Consider the following 18,881-nt stretch of genomic DNA (forward strand, 5'->3'; position numbering starts at 1 on the left):
AAAGACAATCCCGAACCCGGGCGCTTTCCTCAAAGCCGGCGGAGGCATCTGCGCGGCGGCGAAGCGCTTGCGGCCATGCCTGGTCCAAGGCGGGCCCGCGTGGGCCGAGGCAGGCAGGCCAGCAACGCCCGCATCGCCGCTCCGGAGAAGACCCGATGACGCAGCCCGATTTGACGATCCGCGCGCGCGCCGCGCACGGCCCGGCGCCGCTCTCCTTCGCCCAGCAGCGGCTGTGGTTCCTGCAGCGTTACGCGCCGGACAGCACCGCCTATAACCTGGTGCGCGCGTGGCGCCTGCAGGGGCCGCTGTCGGCACCGGCGCTGGAGCGGGCGCTGGCGCTGGTGACGTCGCGCCACGCAGTGCTGCGTACCCGTTTCTCGGCCGGCGACGGCGAGCCCTGCCAGCTGGTCGGCGATGCGGCGCCTCCCGTGCAATGGGTCGACCTGCCGGCTGGCGAGGTCGATGCGCTGCTTCGCTGCGAAGCCGCGCGCGTGTTCGACCTGCACGCCGCCGCGCCAATCCAGGTCACCGTGGCCCGGCTGGACGACGGTGCCCACGTGCTGGTGCTGGCCATGCACCACATAGTTTCCGATGGCTGGTCCAACCCGATCCTGGCGCGCGACCTGGCACGCGCTTATGGCGCCGCGCTGGATGGCACCAACCCGGACTGGACACCGCTGCCGGTGCAGTACGCCGACTACGCCGCATGGCAGCGCGAACGGCTGGCGGGACCTGCCCTCGACAGCGCGCTGGCGCGTTTCGCGCAGCGCCTTGGCACCGGAATTCCCGCGCTGGAACTGCCGCTCGACGCGCCGCGTCCGGCGCGCCCGGCGGGCCAGGGCGGGCGCATCCGCTGGACGTTGTCCGACGGCGTCGTGGCCGCGCTGCGCGACTACTGCAGCGACGCCGGCGGCGGCCGCACCACGCCGTTCGCCGTGCTGCTGGCGGCCTGGCAGGCGCTGCTGGCGCGCTACAGCGGCCAGTCCGATTTCGCGGTCGGCGTGCCCAACGCCGCGCGCACCCATGAAGAACTCGACGACCTGGTTGGCTGCTTCATCAACACCCAGGTCTATCGCGCACGGCTGGCGCCGGGCCTGACCGGCCGCGCGCTGTGCCAGCAGGTGCGCGACGACGCCCGCGCCGCGCTCGACCATGCCGACCTGCCGTTCGAACTGCTGGTCGACAAGCTCGCGCCGGCGCGCGACCCCAGCCGCACGCCGGTATTCCAGGCGATGTTCAACCTGCAGATGGGCGAAGCCGCGTCGTTTGCGCTGCCCGGCCTGCAGGCGAGCGCACTGCAGGTGCCCGACGACAGCGCCAAGTTCGACGTCACGCTCGACGTGCAGGCCAGCGCGGAGCGCGTGGCGGCCACGCTCGAATACGATGCCGCGCTGTTTGCCGAAGCGACTGCGCAACGCATGGCCCGGCACTATGAGCAACTGCTCGGCGCGATGCTGGCATCGCCCGACGTGCCGCTCGACGCGCTGCCGCTGATGGACGCAAGCGAGCGCGCCACGACGCTGGCCAGTGCCAACGACACCGGCCTGGCCCTCGACGCCGAAGACGACGTGGTGGCCCGCATCGCATGCGCCGCCGCGGCTACGCCGGACGCCATTGCCATCACCGACGGCAGTGCCAGCCTGACGTACGCGGAATTGGAAGCCAGTGCCAGCCGCATCGCGCACTGGCTGGCCGGGCAGCAGGTGGCTACCGACACGCTGGTAGGCGTCTGCCTGCCACGCACGCCGGAATTGGTGGCGGTGCTGCTGGGCATCCTCAAGGCAGGCGCCGCCTACCTGCCGATCGACGCGCACCACCCGCCCGCGCGCAACGCCCACATCCTGCGCCACGCCAGGCCGCGCCTGATCCTCGCGGCATCAATCACGCGTGCCGCGCTGGGCGACAGCGGCGGCGTGGTGCTGGTCGACGGCCAGGCGTCGCCGTTGCCGCCGTGGCATGCCGCGCCCGCGACCGTCCCCGCGGTGGACTGCCATCCGGCGCAGCTCGCCTACACGCTCTACACCTCCGGCTCGACCGGCACGCCCAAGGGCGTGCAGATCTCGCGCGCGGCCTTCGCCAACTTCCTGCGCGCGATGACGCCGGTGGTGCCGATGGACGGCAACGACCGCCTGCTGGCGGTGACCACGCTGGGCTTCGATATCGCGGGGCTGGAACTGTTCCTGCCGCTGGCCGGCGGCGCGCGCGTGGTGATCGCCACGCGCGACGATGCGCGCGATCCGGCGCGGCTGGCGGCGCTGATGTCTACCCACGGCATCACCGTGATGCAGGCCACGCCGGCCACCTGGCAGATGCTGGTCACGCAGGCCACGCCGGCATGGCAGGGCCTGCGCGTGCTGTGCGGCGGCGAAGCGCTGGGGCGCGAGCTGGCGACGGCGCTGCTGGCGCGTGGCGCCGAAGTCTGCAACGTCTATGGCCCGACCGAGACCACGGTCTGGTCCGCAGCGCATGCGCTGGCGGGCGAGGGCGAAGGCATGCCCGCGTGGGCGCTGGCGCCGGTCGGACATCCCATCGCCAACAACCAGCTTTACGTGCTGGACGCGCGCATGGAGCCGGTGCCCGCGGGCGTGGCCGGCGAGCTCTATATCGGTGGTGCCGGCCTGGCGCGCGGCTATGCCGCCGACCCGTCGCGCACCGCCGCGGCCTTCGTGCCCAACCCGTTCCCCCAAGGCACGCCCGGCGCCATGGCGGGTGACCGGCTCTACCGGACCGGCGACCTGGCACGCAAGCGTGCAGACGGCATCGTCGAGTTCCTCGGCCGGCGCGACCACCAGGTCAAGGTGCGCGGCTTCCGCGTCGAGCCGGGCGAGGTCGAGGCGGTGCTGGCCGCCTGCCGAGGCGTGCGGCACGCCGTGTGCGTGGCACGCCCCGGCCCGGACGGCATGGCGCGGCTTTGTGCCTACTACGCGGCCGATGCCGAAGCGTCCGACGACGCCATCCTGGCACGCCTGCGCGAGCAGCTGCCCGGCTACATGGTGCCGTCCAGCCTGACGCGCCTCGACGCGCTGCCGCTTAACGCCAACGGCAAGGTCGACCGCCAGGCGCTGCCGGAACCGGCCGCGCCGCGCGCCGCGGCAGCGCCGTCGACGCCGACCGAGCACGCGCTCGCCGCGCTGTGGTGCGCGGTGCTGGGCGTGGCCGAGGCCGGCGCCGACGACGACTTCTTCCTGCTGGGCGGCCATTCGCTGCTGCTGGTGCGGTTGCAGACCCGCATCCGTGAGCAGATGGCATGCGAACTGGCGCTGCCGGCGCTGTTCGCGGCGCCGCTGCTGCGCGACATGGCCGCGGCGATCGACCGGACCGGGCGGCGCGATGCCGACGCCGACCTGGCCTTCATGAACGACCTGCTGGAGACCCTGTGAACCTGTTCCTGTCATTGCGCCGCCGCTTTGGCGGCCTGCTGTTGCTGGCGCTGGCCGCGGGTACCTGCAGCGCGCTCGCGGGCATCGCGCTGATCGCCGAGATCAACCGCATGATTGCCGCGCCGGCTGCGCTTGAAGCTGGCCGCATCGGCATCCTGCTGGGCCTGCTGGCCGTCTTGTTCGGCTGCGGCTTCGGCTCGCAGGCGCTGCTGACCGCGCTGGGCCACCGCGTGGTCTACGACATGCGCATGCGCATGCTCAAGCGCGTGCTCGATACCGACGTCGAGCGCCTGGAAGCGATCGGCGGCCCGACTGTCTATGCCACGCTGACCAAGGACATCGCCTCGATCGGCATGGCCTTCAACCGCGTGCCGTTCGTGTTCTACAACGGCGTGCTGGTGGTGGGCGGCCTGTTGTACCTGGGCTGGCTGTCGTGGCAGCTGTTCGTGCTCGGCGCCGTGGTGCTGGGCGGCGGCGTGCTGCTGGCGCAGCGCTGGGTGCTGCGCATGCGCGGCCTGATGAAGGCCGTGCGCGACACCGACGACCGCCTCTACGCCGGCTACCAGGGCGCCATCGATGGCCGCTACGAGCTGGCGCTGAACGCCTGGCGCAAGCAGAGTTTCTACCAGCGCGACTTCGAGCCCGCCGCCGAGTTTGCGCGCGCGCATGAAGTCCGTGCCGACCGCTACTGGGTGCTGAGCCTGTCGTTCACCGCGGCGCTGATCCTGGGGCTCGCCTGCGCGATCTTTATCGCCGGCGATGCGCTGGGCATTGCCCGCGAGCGCATCACCGCCTTCGTGCTGGTGCTGATGTTCCTGCGCATGCCGCTGAACGACCTGGTCGGCACGCTGCCGATCCTGATGACCGGCAACGTCGCGCTGCGCAAGATCGACACGCTGCGGCTGGCGCCGTACACCGAGGACTTTGCGCTGCATGCCAGCGACAACGCCACCGCCATGGCGCCGGCGCCTGGGACGCCGCTGCTTGCGCTGCGGGACGTGCGCTACGACTACCCGGGGCAGGGCGACGAGCGTGGCTTCCGGCTTGGCCCGGTGTCGCTGACGCTGGCCGCCGGCGAGACCGTGTTCATCGTCGGCGGCAACGGCAGCGGCAAATCGACGCTGATGAAGCTGCTGGCGGGCCTGTACCAGCCCACGGACGGCAGTGTGTCGCTGGGCGGCACCACGGTAGGCGCGGCGCAACTGCCCTGGTACCGCAGCCATTTCGCCACCGTGTTCTCCAACGCGCATCTGTTTGCGCGGCTGGTTGGCCCGGACGGCAAGTTCGACGCCGCGGTTGCCAGTGCTTTCCTCAAGCGGCTGCACATGGACCACAAGGTCTCGATCCGCGACGACCTGCTGTCGACCACGCAGCTGTCGCAGGGCCAGCGCAAGCGGCTGGCGCTGCTGGCGGCCTATGTCGAGGCACGGCCGGTGCTGCTGCTGGACGAATGGGCCGCCGACCAGGACCCGGTATTCCGCGCCTACTTCTATGAATCGCTGCTGCCGGAACTCAAGCGCAGCGGCAAGACCATCGTCGCGGTCAGCCACGACGACCGCTATTTCCACGTGGCCGACCGCGTGATCCGCTGCGACAGCGGCGTGATCCGCACCGACAGCGCCGACAGCGCCAACGCCGGCGCCGGTCCCGGCAACAACGAACACAACGAACACAACGAACAACAGGCCGCCGCATGACGCGCGCCAACATTCAGAGGGAGTCAGCTCAAATGCAAAGCACCGCGTCTTCGATGACCCATGCCGTCGCCGGCCAGCCCTGGTCATACGCATCCTCCGCCACCTTGCATAGCCGCTGGGAAGGCGCCACGCTGCAGCTCAGCCTGGACGACGCGCCGCTGCAGGCGTGGCAGTTCACGCCGGACGTGCAGCCCCGCCTTGCGCTTGCCGGCTCCACGCAAGACCTCCCGCTGGCACGCGCCGCCACGTTCGCCGCCTGCGAAGCGGCGCTGGCGCGCACGCCCGCCGCCGAAGCGATTGCACTGGACGTACCCGAGGCCCTCGCCGCCGCCATGCTGCGCGAAGGCAGCGCCGTACGCGATGCCGGCGGCCAGCTGGTCTCGCGCGTCGAGCAGATGTGGCAGCTGCCGGCGCTGTGGCACACCGGCACGTCGGGCCGCGATTTCCCGCTGCAGTACGCCATGAGCGCAGGCAAGCGCCATCCGCTGCGCGCGCCCAAGCCGACGGGCCAGGTCTACGCGCGCCATATCCCCTGGCTGGACCAGGTGTTCTCGATGCGCGTGGCGGATCTCGATGCCGATCTTCAGTGCTTCCACGGCTGGATGAACGACCCGCGCGTGGCGGTGTTCTGGCAGGAAGAAGGCGATCTCGCCAAGCATCGCGGCTACCTGCGGGCGCAGCTGGATGACCCGCACACCATTCCGCTGATCGGCTGCCTGGACGGCAAGCCCTTCGCCTATTTCGAAGTGTACTGGGCCAGGGAAAACCGCATCGGCCCGTACTACGACGCCGACGACTTCGACCGCGGCTGGCACGTGCTGATCGGCGATGGCGAGATCCGCGGCAAGGCGTATATCAGCGCCTGGCTGCCGTCACTGATGCACTACATCTTCCTCGACGATCCGCGCACGCAGCGCATCGTCGGCGAACCCCGCATCGACCACGTGCAGCAGATCCGCAACCTCGACCGTTCCGGGTTCGCCAAGGTCAAGGCCTTCGACTTCCCGCACAAGCGCGCCATGCTGGTGATGCTGCTGCGCGAACGCTTCTTCGGCGAGCGCCTGTGGGTGCCGAAGGAAGACGCGCCGGCGCAAGCCCCCGCAGAACTTGCCGCGCTTGCCGCCTGAACCCGCCGCGAAAGGAGACCCCAATGCTTTACTCAGCTTCGACCGTCGCCGCGAACGGTGCCCGCCCGGGTGCCGTGGGTACCGGCGCACCGCCCGTGCTCGACCTGCTCGGCATCGGCTTCGGCCCGTCCAACCTCGCGCTGGCCGTGGCGCTGCGCGAGATGCTGCCGCGGCAGGCGCCGTTCCGCTTCGGCTTTATCGAGAAGAAGTCCGGCTTCGTCTGGCACGGCAACATGCTGCTCGACAACAGCCGCATGCAGATCTCGTTCCTGAAGGACCTGGTCACGATGCGCAACCCGGCTAGCCGCTATACCTTCATCAACTACCTGCACGAGCGCGAGCGGCTGCTGGATTTCATCAATACCCGCACCTTCTACCCGAGCCGCTACGAATTCAACGACTACCTGTCGTGGGTGGCGGCGGACTTTGCCGACACCTGCCACTACGGCGAGGAAGTGGTTGCCGTCGAGCCCGAGGCCGCCGGCGCGAATAGAGGCCATGGCGGCAATGGCGCCCTGGCGTGCCTGCGCGTGACCTCGCGCGCGGCCGATGGCGCGCTGACGGTGCGCCGCGCGCGCAACGTGGTGGTCAGCGTGGGCGGCGCGCCCAGCATCCCCGACACCTTCGTGCCGCTGCGCGGACATGCGCGCGTGTTCCATTCGTCGAACTACCTGGAGTCGCTGGAGCGGCTCGGGCAGTCGGGGCCGGTGCGCCGGGTCGCGGTGATCGGATCGGGGCAGAGCGCCGCCGAGATCTTCCTCGACCTGCACGGCCGCGAAGGCAATATCGAGGTCGACCTGGTCAGCCGGGCGCCGGCGCTCAAGCCGGCCGACGACAGCCCGTTCGTCAACGAGATCTTCAACCCGCGCTATATCGACTACCTGTTCTCGCGCGCGCCCAACGAGCGCGAGCAGCTGCTGAGCGAATTCGGCAACACCAACTACGCGGTGGTCGATACCGACCTGATCGAAGCCATCTATGAAGTGCTGTACCAGCAGAAGGTCACCGGCAAGGTGCGCCACCGCCTGCTGGCCGGCTGCGAGGCGCGCCACGCCGAGGCCGATGCCGACGGCGTGCGGCTCGACATCGCGCGCCGCGACGACGGCGCGCACCAGCTGCAGCGCTATGACGCGGTGATCCTCGCCACCGGCTACCGGCGCGAGCTGCACCAGTCGCTGCTGGCGCCGCTGGCGTCATACCTGGACGACGCCAAGGGCTTCCAGGCCGACCGCGACTACCGGCTGCAGATGGCGCCGGGCTGCCAGGCGGGCGTGTTCCTGCAGGGCTGCTGCGAAGCGACGCACGGCTTGTCGGACACCTTGCTGTCAGTGCTGGCGGTGCGTGCGCAGGAGATCGCGGCGGCGGTGCTGGGCAACGGCGAAAGCCAGGGCCTGGCTAACGTGCGCGCCGCTGCGCCAGAGCCTGCGCGCAGCCGTCCGTCTCGGATGGCGCACGCCGGCACGCACTGAACACAAGAAAACCAATGCGAGGACCGGCTGGCGACCGCATGGCCGCGAGCCGGTTCCTGTGGCCAACATTTTCAACAACAGAGCAGGGGAGCAAGAAGGGCATGAAACACAGCAACAGACGCGCGAACGCACGCGCGCGGGCAGCACGGAACGGGGCCGCAACGTCGTGCCGCACCGCCATGCGCTGGATCCCGGCCGCGGTCGGCCTGGTCTTCAGCGCATCGGCCTTTGGACAGGAAGCCACCACGGGAACGACGCCGGCAACGGCCGCTGCCGCTACCGGCAGTGCTGCCAAGCCGTCGGAGCATGCGCTGCCGGCGGTGACGGTCAACGGCGTGCGCGAGAATCCGGTCAACCCGCCGACGACGGCCGGCAGCAAAGTGCCGCTGACCGCGCGCGAAGTCCCGCAATCGGTGACCGTGGTCAACAGCGAGCGCATCAGGGAACAGAACCTGGTGACGCTGGAAGACGCGCTGGCGCAGGCCACCGGCGTGTTCGTGGAAAAGCGCGACCAGGAACGCACCATCTACTATTCGCGCGGCCTGGAGATCGACACCTTCCTGCTGGACGGCGTGCCGACCAAGTATGACTGGCGCAACACCGTGCAGCCCGATCTGTCGATGATCGACCGCGTCGAGGTGCTGAAGGGCCCGTCCGGGCTGCTGTCCGGCGCCGGCAAGACCGGCGGCGCGATCAACCTGGTGCGCAAGAAGCCCACGCGCGAGACGCAGGTGCAGGGCGCGCTGTCGGTCGGGTCGTGGAACAACTACCGCGCCGAGATCGACGCGGGCGGCGCGCTGAATGCCGACGGCACGCTGCGCGCGCGCCTGACCGGCGCCTTCCAGGACAAGGACTCGTTCATCGACAAGGCCAATATGCGCACCGGTGCTCTCTATGGCGTGGTCGAGTACGACATCACGCCCAGCACCATGGTGACGGTGGGCGCGAGCTACCAGGATTCGGAGGGCCGCCAGCCGTGGACGCTGCCGGCCTACTACAACCCGGTCACGCGCCAGGCGAGCCTGCTCGACGTGCCGCGCTCGACCTACCTCGGTGCCGACTGGAACAGCGACCACTTCTATACCACCTCGGCCTTTGCCGAGCTGGAGCACAAGTTCGACAGCGGCTGGCAGGTCAAGGGCGCGCTGCGCTACCTGAACAACCAGATGCACCGCGAGCAGGCGTACGCCTACTCGCCGGTCATCCCGGGCGTGAATACCACCACGCTGTTCGCTGCCAAGCAGACCTACACGCAGGAGCAGACCAGCTTCGATGTCTATGCCAACGGCCCGTTCTCGCTGTTCGGGCGCCGGCACAAGGCGCTGGTCGGCTTCAATTTCTCTGATTCTGAGCGGCGCGACCCGCGGTACTCGTCGACGCCGTTCACGCAGGTCGTGAACATCTTCAACCCGCGTAGCGACTTCGCCAAGCCGGTCTTCACCCCCAACGGCTCGGGCACCACCACCGCGACCCGGCAGTATGGCGTCTACGGCGACGCACGCTTTTCGCTGCTGGACCCGGTGACGCTGGTGCTGGGCGGCCGCCTGAGCTGGTGGGACATCAATGCGCGCCAGTACACGCCGACCGCCAGCGTGACCAGGCAAGACAACATCAACGCCAAGTTCACCCCGTTCGCCGGGCTGATCTACGACTTCACCGAGCACTGGTCGGCCTACGCGAGCTACGCCGAGATCTTCCAGCCGCAGGACGAGTATTTCACCGCCAGCGGCAACCTGGTCGATCCGATCAAGGGCAAGCAGTATGAAGTGGGCGTGAAGGGCGAGTTCTTCGAAGGCGCGCTGAACACTTCGGTGGCGCTGTTCCAGGTGCGCGAGACCGGCCGCGCCACGGTCGACTACGTCAACACCACCAACCCGAGCAACCCGTTCTACGTGTCGCAGGGCGAGACCAAGAGCCAGGGCTTCGAACTGGAGGCCAGCGGCCGCATCACGCCGAACTGGACCGTCTACGCCGGCTATACCTTCAACGTCACCACCGACCTGCAGGACCGCACCGGCCAGCTCAACACGGCATTCTCGGCGATCGCGCCCAAGCACCTGTTCAAGCTGTGGACGCAGTACCGCCTGCCCGGCGACTTCAAGCGCTGGCGCATCGGCGGCGGCATGACCGCGGTCAGCCATGTGCAGAACACCGCGCTGTTCCCGGCACCGATCGGCGCGGTCACGCTGCGCCGCGGCGGCTATGCGACCTTCGATGCGGCGATCGGTTATGACTTCAACAAGCATGTCTCGGCCGACCTGAACCTGACCAACCTGTTCGACCGCAGCTACTATGCGCGGATCAACAACCCGCGCGAAGGCAACATCTATGGCCAGCCGCGCGCGGCGATGTTCACCGTACGCATGAAGATGTAAGCGCGATGCCGGCATGGCGGTGCCGCGAATCGCACCGCCACGCCGGCCGCGTTCTGCAGGATATTCCAATGAACGATAGTCCCTCATCCTTGCCGTCTCGCGGCGCCATCGGTCCGGCGCTGGCGATGACGGTGCGCGCGTTGGCCGCGCTGGCCGGCAGCTACGCTTTCACCTGGGGCATCACTGCCGGCGGTGCCGTGCTCGGCTGGCGCCTCGGTTTGCCGCGCAGCGAAGCGGTGCTCTGGTTTTCGATGCTGGCCTTCCTGCTGTTTCCCCTGATGTCACTGTGGGCGCTGGTGACGCGGCGGCTGTGGCGCGTATGGCTGGTGCTGTTGGCCGGCGCCGCCATCGGCGCCGGCGTGGCGCAATGGCTCGGGGAGCGGCTGGCGTGAGCAAGACCGTGCGCAAGAACAATAACCGTGCCGCGGCGAACAAGACTGCGGCACACGAAGGCGGGCTGCGCCAGGCCATGACCTGGGCGCATACCTGGATCGGCGTGCTGCTCGGCGGCGTGCTGATGGTGGCCTTTTTCATGGGGTCGGTCGCGGTGTTCGACCGCGAGATCGACCGCTGGATGATGCCGGCGACGCGCATCGAGGCCGCGCCGCCCGGCATCGATATCGACACCGTGGTGCCGCGTGCGGTGGAGGCGCTGGCCGCCGGCAAGCCGCTGCGCGAATGGGCCGTGACGCTGCCCGAGGCGCGCACGCCGGTGATGATCGCCCGCGTGCGCTATGCCGCGGCCGGCGGACAGATCCGGCTGGCCGATCCGCGCACCGGCGCTCTGCTGCCGGAAGTCGGCACGCTCGGGGCATCGTCCTTCTTCTACCCGCTGCACTACAACCTGCACCTGCGCGTGTGGAACATCGGCTACTGGCTGGTGGGGCTGGCTGCGATGGCGATGCTGGCGGCGATCGTCTCCGGCGTGATCGTGCACGTGCGCATCTTCCGCGATTTCTTCACCTTCCGGCCGCGCAAGCAGTTGCAGCGCAGCCTGCTCGACCTGCATAACCTGACCGGCGTGCTGGCGCTGCCGTTCCATGCGGTGATTTCCTTCTCCGGCATCTGCATCGTCTACATGATCCTGATCCCGGCCGGCATCAACGCGCTGTACCAGCAGCCCAATGCCTTCTACGACCAGGCCTTGTCGGGCTATTCGCGGCAGGCTGCGGGCGTGGCCGCGCCGATGGCGCCGCTCGGGCCGATGGTCGAGGCGGCGCGCGCGCGCTGGGGCGGCGCGGCGCCTGCCGCGATCCGCGTCTGGAACCCGGGCGACGCCAACGCGGTGGTCAAGGTCAGCCGCTCGGTGGGCGACCGCGTCAGCCTGGCGGACGACGCCGCCTACTTCGACGGCGCCACCGGGGCGCTGCTGCACCACGCGCCGTTGCAGCCCGCGGCGACCACGCAGCGTTTCCTGACCGGCATGCACTTCATCGCCTTCGACCACTGGCCGCTGCGCTGGCTGTATTTCCTTGGCGGCCTGGCCGGTTGCGTGCTGATCGGCACGGGGCAGCTGTACTGGCTCGACAAGCGCCATGCGCGCCATGGCGAGCGCGGCGTGCGCCTGGCCGCCGCCGTTACCGCGGCCATGACGACCGGGCTGGTGATCGCGACGCTGGCGATGATGGTGGCCAATCGCCTGCTGCCGATGACGCTGCCGTCGCGCGAGTTCATCGAGGCCGGGCTGTTCTTTCTCGTCTGGCTGGCCACGGCCATCCACGCGCGCGTGGCGATGCGGCCAGGCAGCCGCACGCTGGTGCCGTGGCGGCAGCAATGCCTGGCGATCGCAGCGCTGGCGGTGGCAGCGCCGGTGTGCAACGGCCTCACCACCGGCGACTGGTTGCCGCTGGCGCTGGCGCGCGGGCAGTTTGCCGTGGCGGGTGTCGATATCGCGCTGCTGCTGACCGGCGCGCTTGCCCTGACGACGGCGCGCCGCGTCAGGCAAGTGGAAGCGGCCCGCGTGGCGGCTGCTCGAGACCTGGAGGAGGCAGATCATGCCGAACGCGCTTGACCACCTGTTGCTGATCGCGCTGGCGCTGTGCGCGTATGGCGCCTTTGTGCTGTTTGCCTGCGCCAGCGAGCGGCACTGGAACGAGCTATCGGGGCAGGGCGGCGATTTGCCGGACCGGTCGCGCCGGCGCCTGCGCGGCGTGGCCTGGGCGCTGGTGGCCCTGGGCGCCGCGGCCGCACTGCCGGGCAACGGCGCCGGCTTTGGCGTGCTGTTGTGGGCGCTGACGATGATGGCCGGCGCGATGGCGGTCGCCTTCACGCTGACATGGCGGCGCGGCTGGCTGCGGCCGATCGCGCTCCGGATGCTGGCGGCGCTGCGGATCTGAGCCGGAGCAGGAGACGGGCGGTACTCCGCTCGTCCGCGATAATGCAATTAACCGCCTGAAATCACAACCCTCCCCCAACGCGCGCGCGCGCAGGCGCCTGCAGACGAGCGGTGTGGGGACTCAGCGGTGGGTACCCGCGTAGCCGGCACGTTGCCTCGGGAGGAAACGTGCAAGCCAGTGCCGCCAGCCGCGCGCCCCTGCCGCGCCCGTCCTGCAGCGCGTGACACGCACGCTGGCCCGGGTGACGGCATAGAGCTCCACGGTGCCAGCCTCTGGCACCGTGAACGATTCGCTGGCGGCGAGGGACGTGTCTTTCGGATCCCCATCACGGATCAGCCACAACTCGCCCTCGGTACAGCGCACCGCGACGTGCTCGCCCGTATCGGCCACCAGCCGCAGCGAACTGCGTGCGGGCAGGGTGGCGGTCATATCGTTGCTTACCAGGAACATGATGGCCTCCGGGGTTCAGTTCACGGCCAGGGTGGCCGCCGTGGCCGTCACCGTGTCCGCGGCCTTCGGCCGGACAAAGCCGGCGATCCGGCCGATCACGGCGGAGTCCTGCAGGATGCGGCGATGGCCCAGCCCGTCGGTGGTGACCAGCTCCGCGCCGGGCCAGGCGCCGGCGATCGCGGCGCCGTCCTCCCATCGCACCTCCTTGTCGCCGCGGTCGTGGATCACCAGCGTGGGCGGCACCGGACGCGTGCGCCCTATCTCCGGTACGTTGAACGCCGACCACGGCATGCCGAGCCAGCGCTCGCTCTGCCGCTGCATGCGTGCCAGCACCGCCGGCGCGATGCCGAGTTGCCAGGCCAGTGCCGCGCACGCGGCGTGCATATCGGCCGGCGAGCCGACCAGCACCGCGGCGCGCGCCGGCAGGCCCTCGCGCAGCGCCAGCGCGGTGGCCGCGCCGCCGAGCGAGTGCGCCACCACGGCGTGGACCGGGCCGGCATGCCAGGCGGCGGCCAGCAGCGAGCGCGACATTTCCAGCACCGAGGTCTGTGCCGCGCCGCGCGTGCCTGCATCGGAAGCGCCATGCGATAGCGCATCGAAGGCCACCACGCGCATGCCGGCCGCCACCAGGCTGCCGGCCACCGCATGCCATTGGCCGGCATGGCCGCCCCAACCGTGGGCGAGCAATACCACCGGGCCGGAATCGCCCCAGCGGTAGACACGCACCCGGCGGCTGGGCCCGTGACCGGTTACCAGCGCCCAGTCGCTGCGGGCGGTGTCCAGGAAGCGGCGGGCCGCCGACGTCGGGGCGGCGCGCGGCGGCGTGAACCACAGGCGCTCGAGCGCACGCGCGGTGGCGGATGGCGATACCAGGCTGCCCGCCTGCCAGCGCAGCCGTTGCCAGGACGGCAGGGCGGCGGGTCGGTTACCCGGTGCCTTGGCGACCGGCGCCGGGCCGGCGGAGGTCGCCGGGGAAGTGGAAGAGACTGCTTGCGTCACGACCTGCACCTCCAATCGATTGCTGGCTTGGCGCGGCATCATCGGAACCGGCGCCAGCCGGCGGTTTTCCGCGCGCATTTTTAAGACCGACCAGTCGTGCTTTTTTAGAGTAAAAAAAGCCGCCGGAAGGTTGCTGCCCGCCGGCGGGATAGCGCCGGCGCCAATCTCGTTTGCTGGTTCTTCTGTCAGCTCTGTGTCGCGCCCTCGGCGGCGCGTGCCACCAGCGCGCCAAACGCGCGCCGCGCCATGGCCTCGGCATCGGCCCGGCCCAGCAGCTTGAACGACTGCTGGAACGCCATGCCGATGCCGGACAGTTCGAAGGCAAACTGCCGCGGCTCCACGCCCGTGCCGAACTGGCCTTCGTCGATCGCATCGCCAACCACGCGCGCCACGGTGCTGTGCCAGTCCTTCAGCGACTGCACCACCAGGTCCCGGATCGTGCCCGGCCGGTCGCGGTATTCCTGCCCCAGCGCCATGAAGAGGCACCGGCCCTGCGTCACCGTCCCGCCCAGCCACTCCAGGTAGCCCTCGAACAGCGCCTCCAGCCGCGGCATGCCGCGTGGCTGACGCATTGCCGGCCGCACCACGATTTCGCCGAAGCGTTCGATGGCGAGATCCAGCACCGCCTGCTGCAACGCCTCCTTGGACTTGAAGTGCGCATACAGGCCGCTCTTGGACATGTTGGTGTCCGCGGCGAGCGTGGCCAGCGACAGCTGCTCGAAGCCGACCTTGGTCGCGGTATCGAACGCCTGTTGGATGATGGCGTGGCGGGTGAGTTGTCCCTTTTGCATGGGATGAAGAATAGCACGACCGGTCGGTTTGTCAACGAAACCGGATGCATGGTAGTTGCCCCGACTTGCGAAGTTGTGCAGCGAAGGCCATAACGTCATACGCAGGGCGTGTGACGTCAACGCGAACCGCCAAGGGTCGTTAGTCTCTTTGCGATGCGGCGATGTTGTGCAGGATGCGGCCTTTTGCCTTCCGTTTGCCGGCCGGGGCAAGAGGCGAATTGCGGACTTGGAAGAAATCTGCACAAAGTGTTTCGGCGGTTACATACGGAACGCTTTGCGTGCTCTATACTCGAATGCACGTCCGCGCACTTTTTTTCACTGGTGACTGGAGACCGACATGAACAGTACAGCCGTGCCAAGAGGCGCTAGCGAACCGTTCCGGCAACTGCGGGCGCTGCGCCGCGCGCGCAAGCTCAAGCAAGAGGACGTCGCCCGCAAAGCGGGCATCTCGCGGGAAGCCTACCTGCGGGCAGAATCGGGGCAAGCCGATCCCCGCATGTCGACATTCCTCGCTGCCTGCGAGGCGCTGGGCCTGGAAGTGGTGCTGGCCCCGCAGCATCTCGCAGCAGACGTCAACGCCTTTATCGCCAGCCGCAACGGCGGCGTGACGGCAGCCTCGATGGCCGGCCAGCCGGCCGCGGCTGGTGCGCAGGCACCGGCCACGGCACCGGCGCAGGGCGGCGGCTTTGGCTCCGGTACCGGCGAGGGCCACAAGCCGGTCTGATCCGGCCGCTGCCTGGCCGGCCACGTCTCCACGGGCCGGTGCAGGCGGACGGCGTTCCAGACCACCAATAACCGGCGCGGCGCGGCCTTCGCACCGCGCCGGTTGTCATCGACCCGGGCGCTGTCTGCGCCGCCCGGTGCCTCCATCACGCCGCCGCGGTCCCTGCGCCGGTGACTGCCTGCGTCTTCTGCCCGACTTCTTGAAACCGCCGCGTCCCATGCCTGACGCGCGCTGAAGTTCACACTTTTCCCCTTTTTCCGGTTCCGGCCTACAACTCCAGTGGGTGCGCTGCCTTGCGCATACGCCGGCTCGGTTTGACACGCCCGTTTACCAAGATTACGATATAGTAAATCAATTACGGAATACGTAATTCCGTAGCGAACTCACCCAAACCGGCAGGGCCCAGCAAAGGGTTCCCGGGGCGCCAGCGTAGCGCCGCATGGAGACGCCTTGGACACCATCAACCCGCAACGCCCCTTCGCGTACCAGCCCGGCGCCGAGCAACGCTCGCTGCCGGCGGCTGCGCATGCGGTCCACCCGGTGGCGGTGGTGGGCGCGGGGCCGGTTGGTCTCACCGCAGCGATCGACCTGGCGCAACGCGGCGTACCCGTGGTCGTGCTGGATGAGGACGACACCCTCGCCGCCGGCTCGCGCGCCATCTGCTTCGCCAAGCGCACGCTGGATATCCTGGACCGTCTCGGCTGCGGCGAACGGATCGCGGCCAAGGGCGTCAGCTGGCATGTCGGCAAGGTGTTCTTCGGCGACGAGCAGGTGTACCGCTTTGACCTGCTGCCAGAGGCGGGCCATCGCCGGCCGGCCTTCATCAACCTGCAGCAGTACTACCTGGAAAGCTTCTTCATCGAACACGCCGCCGGGTTGCCCGGCATCGAACTGCGCTGGCGGCATCGCGTCACCGGCGTTGCGCCGGGCCAGGACAAAGTCGCGCTGACGGTCTCGACGCCTGAAGGGGACTACGTGCTGCACGCGCGCTACGTGGTGGCCGCCGATGGCGCCCACAGCGGGGTGCGCCAGGGCCTTGGCCTGGAAAGCAAGGGCCGCGTGTTCCACGACCGTTTCCTGATCGCCGATGTGAAGATGGCCGCGCCATTTCCGGCCGAGCGCTGGTTCTGGTTCGACCCGCCGTTCAACCCGGGCCGCTCCGCACTGCTGCACCGGCAGCCCGACGATGTCTGGCGCCTTGATTTCCAGCTGGGCTGGGATGCCGATCCCGAAACCGAGAAGCAACCCGGGCGCGTGATCCCGCGCATCCGCGCCATGCTGGGCGATGACGTGGCCTTCACGCTGGAGTGGGTCAGCGTCTATACCTTCTGCTGCCAGCGCATGGATGCCTTCCGCCACGGCCGCGTGCTGTTCGCCGGTGATGCCGCGCACCGCGTCTCGCCGTTCGGCGCGCGCGGCGCCAACAGCGGCGTGCAGGATGCGGAGAACCTGGCGTGGAAGCTGGCACTGGTGCTGGCCGGACGCGCTGGCGATGCCTTGCTCGACAGTTATGCCAGCGAGCGCGAGGCCGCCGCCGACGAGAACATCCGCCACTCGACGCGTTCCACCGATTTCATCACGCCCAAGAGCGCCGTGAGCCGCACCTTCCGCGATGCCGTGCTGCGCCTGGCGCGCCGCCATGCGTTCGCGCGCCAGCTGGTCAACAGCGGCCGGCTGTCGCTGCCCACGGTGCTGCGTGATTCGCCGCTCAATACGCCGGACCGCGATGTGTTCGCGGGCGCGATGGTGCCGGGTGCGCCGTGCGTGGATGCGCCGCTGCAGCGCCACGGCGACGCGCGGCCGGGCTGGCTGCTCGGCGAACTGGGCAACGACTTCACGCTGCTTGTCTTTGGCGACGGCGGCGCTATTCCGGCCGAAGCGCGCCGCCGGCTGGCAACCGCCGCGGTGCCGGTGCGCCTGCTGTTCGTGGTGCCGCCGGGCCCGCCCGCCGCACCGCCAGCTGCACCGCCTGAAGGCCCGCGCCATGTGAGCGATGCCGAAGGCCTTGCTGCAGGCCGCTACGACGGCCGTCCGGGCACCTGCTACCTGATCCGTCCCGACCAGCACGTCTGTGCCCGCTGGCGAGCCTTTGATGCCGAAGCCGTGCTGGCCGCGCTGTTGCGCGCGCTGTGCCTGCCAGCCAACGGCCAGATTCACTAGAGAACCCTGAACCCCCCGACCGACACCGCAACGCTGACGACACCACCATGAACCTCACGCACACCCAGCTCGCCGAGCACGGCTACATGTCCGGCTTCGCCAACGAATTCGCCACCGAGGCGCTGCCCGGTGCGTTGCCCGTGGGCCAGAATTCGCCGCAGCGCGCGCCTTACGGCCTCTATGCCGAGCAGCTGTCCGGCAGCGCCTTCACCGCGCCGCGCGCGCATAACCGCCGCTCGTGGCTGTACCGCATCCGCCCGGCGTCGATGCACCAGCCGTTCACGCAGGTCGAGCAGTCGCGCTTCCTGAGCCGCTTCGACCAGGTGCCGCCGTCGCCCAACCAGATGCGCTGGAGCCCGCCGGCAATGCCGTCGGTGCCGACCGATTTCATCGACGGCATCGTCACGATGGCCGGCAATGGCGGCCCGGAAGCGATGAGCGGCTGCGGCATCCACCTGTACCTGGCCAACCAGTCGATGCACGACCGCTTCTTCTACAACGCCGACGGCGAGATGCTGATCGTGCCGCAGCAAGGGCGCCTGCTGATGGTGACCGAGCTGGGCCGCCTGGAAGTGGAACCGCAGGAAATCGTTGTGATCCCGCGCGGCGTGCGTTTCCGCGTCGAGCTGCCGGATGGCGAGGCGCGTGGCTATATCTGCGAGAACTACGGCGCGCTGTTCAAGCTGCCCGACCTGGGGGTGATCGGCTCCAACGGCCTGGCCAACCCGCGCGACTTCCTGTCGCCGGTGGCCAGCTATGAAGACCGCGAAGGCGATTTCGAGCTGGTGGCCAAGTTCCAGGGCAACCTGTGGCGCGCCGGGATCGGCCATTCGCCGCTGGACGTGGTGGCCTGGCACGGCAACTACGCGCCGTACAAGTACGACCTGCGCCGCTTCAACACCATCGGCTCGATCAGCTTCGACCACCCGGACCCGTCGATCTTCCTGGTGCTGCAGTCGCCGTCGGATACCCCGGGCGTGGACACCATCGACTTTGTCATCTTCGGGCCGCGCTGGCTGGCGATGCAGGACTCGTTCCGCCCGCCCTGGTTCCACCGCAATATCGCCAGCGAATTCATGGGCCTGATCACCGGCGTCTACGACGCCAAGGCCGAGGGCTTCGCACCGGGCGGGGCCAGCCTGCATAACTGCATGAGCGGGCACGGTCCCGACGCCGAGACCTTCGAGAAGGCCAGCGCCGCCGATACCTCGACGCCGCACCACATCGAGAACACCATGGCTTTCATGTTCGAGACCCCGGGCGTGATCCGCCCGACGCCTTACGCGGCGCAGTCGGCCTCGCTGCAGCAGGAGTACTACACCTGCTGGCAAGGCCTGAAGAAGCATTTCAACCCGAACGTCCGCTGAACCCGA

The 18,881-nt window shown here is 69.2% G+C and carries 14 protein-coding genes; 11 read left to right on the forward strand and 3 right to left on the reverse strand.

The genetic code is table 11. The features are described 5' to 3' along the window. Positions 1–155 precede the first annotated feature (155 nt). The 8 genes from J8I34_RS17410 to J8I34_RS17445 all read left to right on the forward strand — a co-directional run bounded on the left by J8I34_RS17410 (position 156) and on the right by J8I34_RS17445 (position 12,384). Complete coding sequence (locus J8I34_RS17410) at positions 156–3,380, forward strand: non-ribosomal peptide synthetase (protein ID WP_209806536.1); 3,225 nt, start codon at positions 156–158, stop codon at positions 3,378–3,380. Next, positions 3,377–5,077 (forward strand): cyclic peptide export ABC transporter, encoded by a 1,701-nt coding sequence (locus J8I34_RS17415; RefSeq protein ID WP_348635787.1) that lies wholly within the window; start codon positions 3,377–3,379, stop codon positions 5,075–5,077. Before J8I34_RS17410 ends, J8I34_RS17415 begins: the two co-directional genes overlap by 4 nt. A 32-nt stretch (positions 5,078–5,109) precedes the next feature. Next, positions 5,110–6,204 (forward strand): GNAT family N-acetyltransferase, encoded by a 1,095-nt coding sequence (locus J8I34_RS17420; protein ID WP_209806538.1) that lies wholly within the window; start codon positions 5,110–5,112, stop codon positions 6,202–6,204. A 23-nt stretch (positions 6,205–6,227) separates the two neighbouring features. Continuing rightward, a complete protein-coding gene (locus J8I34_RS17425; RefSeq protein ID WP_245175977.1) occupies positions 6,228–7,673 on the forward strand; it encodes a lysine N(6)-hydroxylase/L-ornithine N(5)-oxygenase family protein in 1,446 nt (481 codons plus the stop codon). A 179-nt stretch (positions 7,674–7,852) separates the two neighbouring features. Further along, positions 7,853–10,048, forward strand: coding sequence for a TonB-dependent siderophore receptor (locus J8I34_RS17430; protein ID WP_209806539.1), 2,196 nt, complete (start codon positions 7,853–7,855; stop codon positions 10,046–10,048). A gap of 68 nt (positions 10,049–10,116) precedes the next feature. Further along, entirely contained in the window at positions 10,117–10,440 is a 324-nt protein-coding gene (locus J8I34_RS17435) for an iron uptake protein (RefSeq protein ID WP_209775590.1), read from the forward strand. Continuing rightward, positions 10,437–12,059 (forward strand): PepSY-associated TM helix domain-containing protein, encoded by a 1,623-nt coding sequence (locus J8I34_RS17440; protein ID WP_371748091.1) that lies wholly within the window; start codon positions 10,437–10,439, stop codon positions 12,057–12,059. The genes J8I34_RS17435 and J8I34_RS17440 overlap by 4 nt, the downstream gene beginning before the upstream one ends. Further along, entirely contained in the window at positions 12,043–12,384 is a 342-nt protein-coding gene (locus tag J8I34_RS17445) for a DUF3325 domain-containing protein (protein WP_051320438.1), read from the forward strand. The genes J8I34_RS17440 and J8I34_RS17445 overlap by 17 nt, the downstream gene beginning before the upstream one ends. A 120-nt stretch (positions 12,385–12,504) precedes the next feature. On the opposite strand, the gene J8I34_RS17450 is transcribed toward J8I34_RS17445, so the two are convergent. The 3 genes from J8I34_RS17450 to J8I34_RS17460 all read right to left on the reverse strand — a co-directional run bounded on the left by J8I34_RS17450 (position 12,505) and on the right by J8I34_RS17460 (position 14,624). Further along, positions 12,505–12,834, reverse strand: a complete 330-nt coding sequence (locus J8I34_RS17450; protein ID WP_209806542.1) for a DUF2917 domain-containing protein — start codon at positions 12,832–12,834, stop codon at positions 12,505–12,507. A gap of 15 nt (positions 12,835–12,849) precedes the next feature. Then, entirely contained in the window at positions 12,850–13,833 is a 984-nt protein-coding gene (locus J8I34_RS17455; RefSeq protein ID WP_348635785.1) for an alpha/beta fold hydrolase, read from the reverse strand. Between the two features lie 185 nt (positions 13,834–14,018). Next, on the reverse strand, positions 14,019–14,624 hold the full coding sequence (locus tag J8I34_RS17460; RefSeq protein ID WP_245175978.1) for a TetR/AcrR family transcriptional regulator: 606 nt from the start codon (positions 14,622–14,624) through the stop codon (positions 14,019–14,021). A gap of 337 nt (positions 14,625–14,961) precedes the next feature. Between J8I34_RS17460 and J8I34_RS17465 the strand changes: the two genes are divergently transcribed. The 3 genes from J8I34_RS17465 (at position 14,962) to hmgA (ending at position 18,875) form a co-directional block, all read left to right on the forward strand. Further along, positions 14,962–15,348 (forward strand): helix-turn-helix domain-containing protein, encoded by a 387-nt coding sequence (locus J8I34_RS17465; RefSeq protein WP_029046965.1) that lies wholly within the window; start codon positions 14,962–14,964, stop codon positions 15,346–15,348. Positions 15,349–15,798: 450 nt separating this feature from the next. Continuing rightward, complete coding sequence (locus J8I34_RS17470) at positions 15,799–17,508, forward strand: FAD-dependent oxidoreductase (RefSeq protein ID WP_209806543.1); 1,710 nt, start codon at positions 15,799–15,801, stop codon at positions 17,506–17,508. A 47-nt stretch (positions 17,509–17,555) separates the two neighbouring features. Continuing rightward, positions 17,556–18,875, forward strand: a complete 1,320-nt coding sequence (gene hmgA / locus J8I34_RS17475) for a homogentisate 1,2-dioxygenase (RefSeq protein ID WP_209775586.1) — start codon at positions 17,556–17,558, stop codon at positions 18,873–18,875. Positions 18,876–18,881: the final 6 nt, after the last annotated feature.

It is taken from the genome of Cupriavidus phytohabitans (genome assembly GCF_017815025.1).
GTDB lineage: Bacteria > Pseudomonadota > Gammaproteobacteria > Burkholderiales > Burkholderiaceae > Cupriavidus.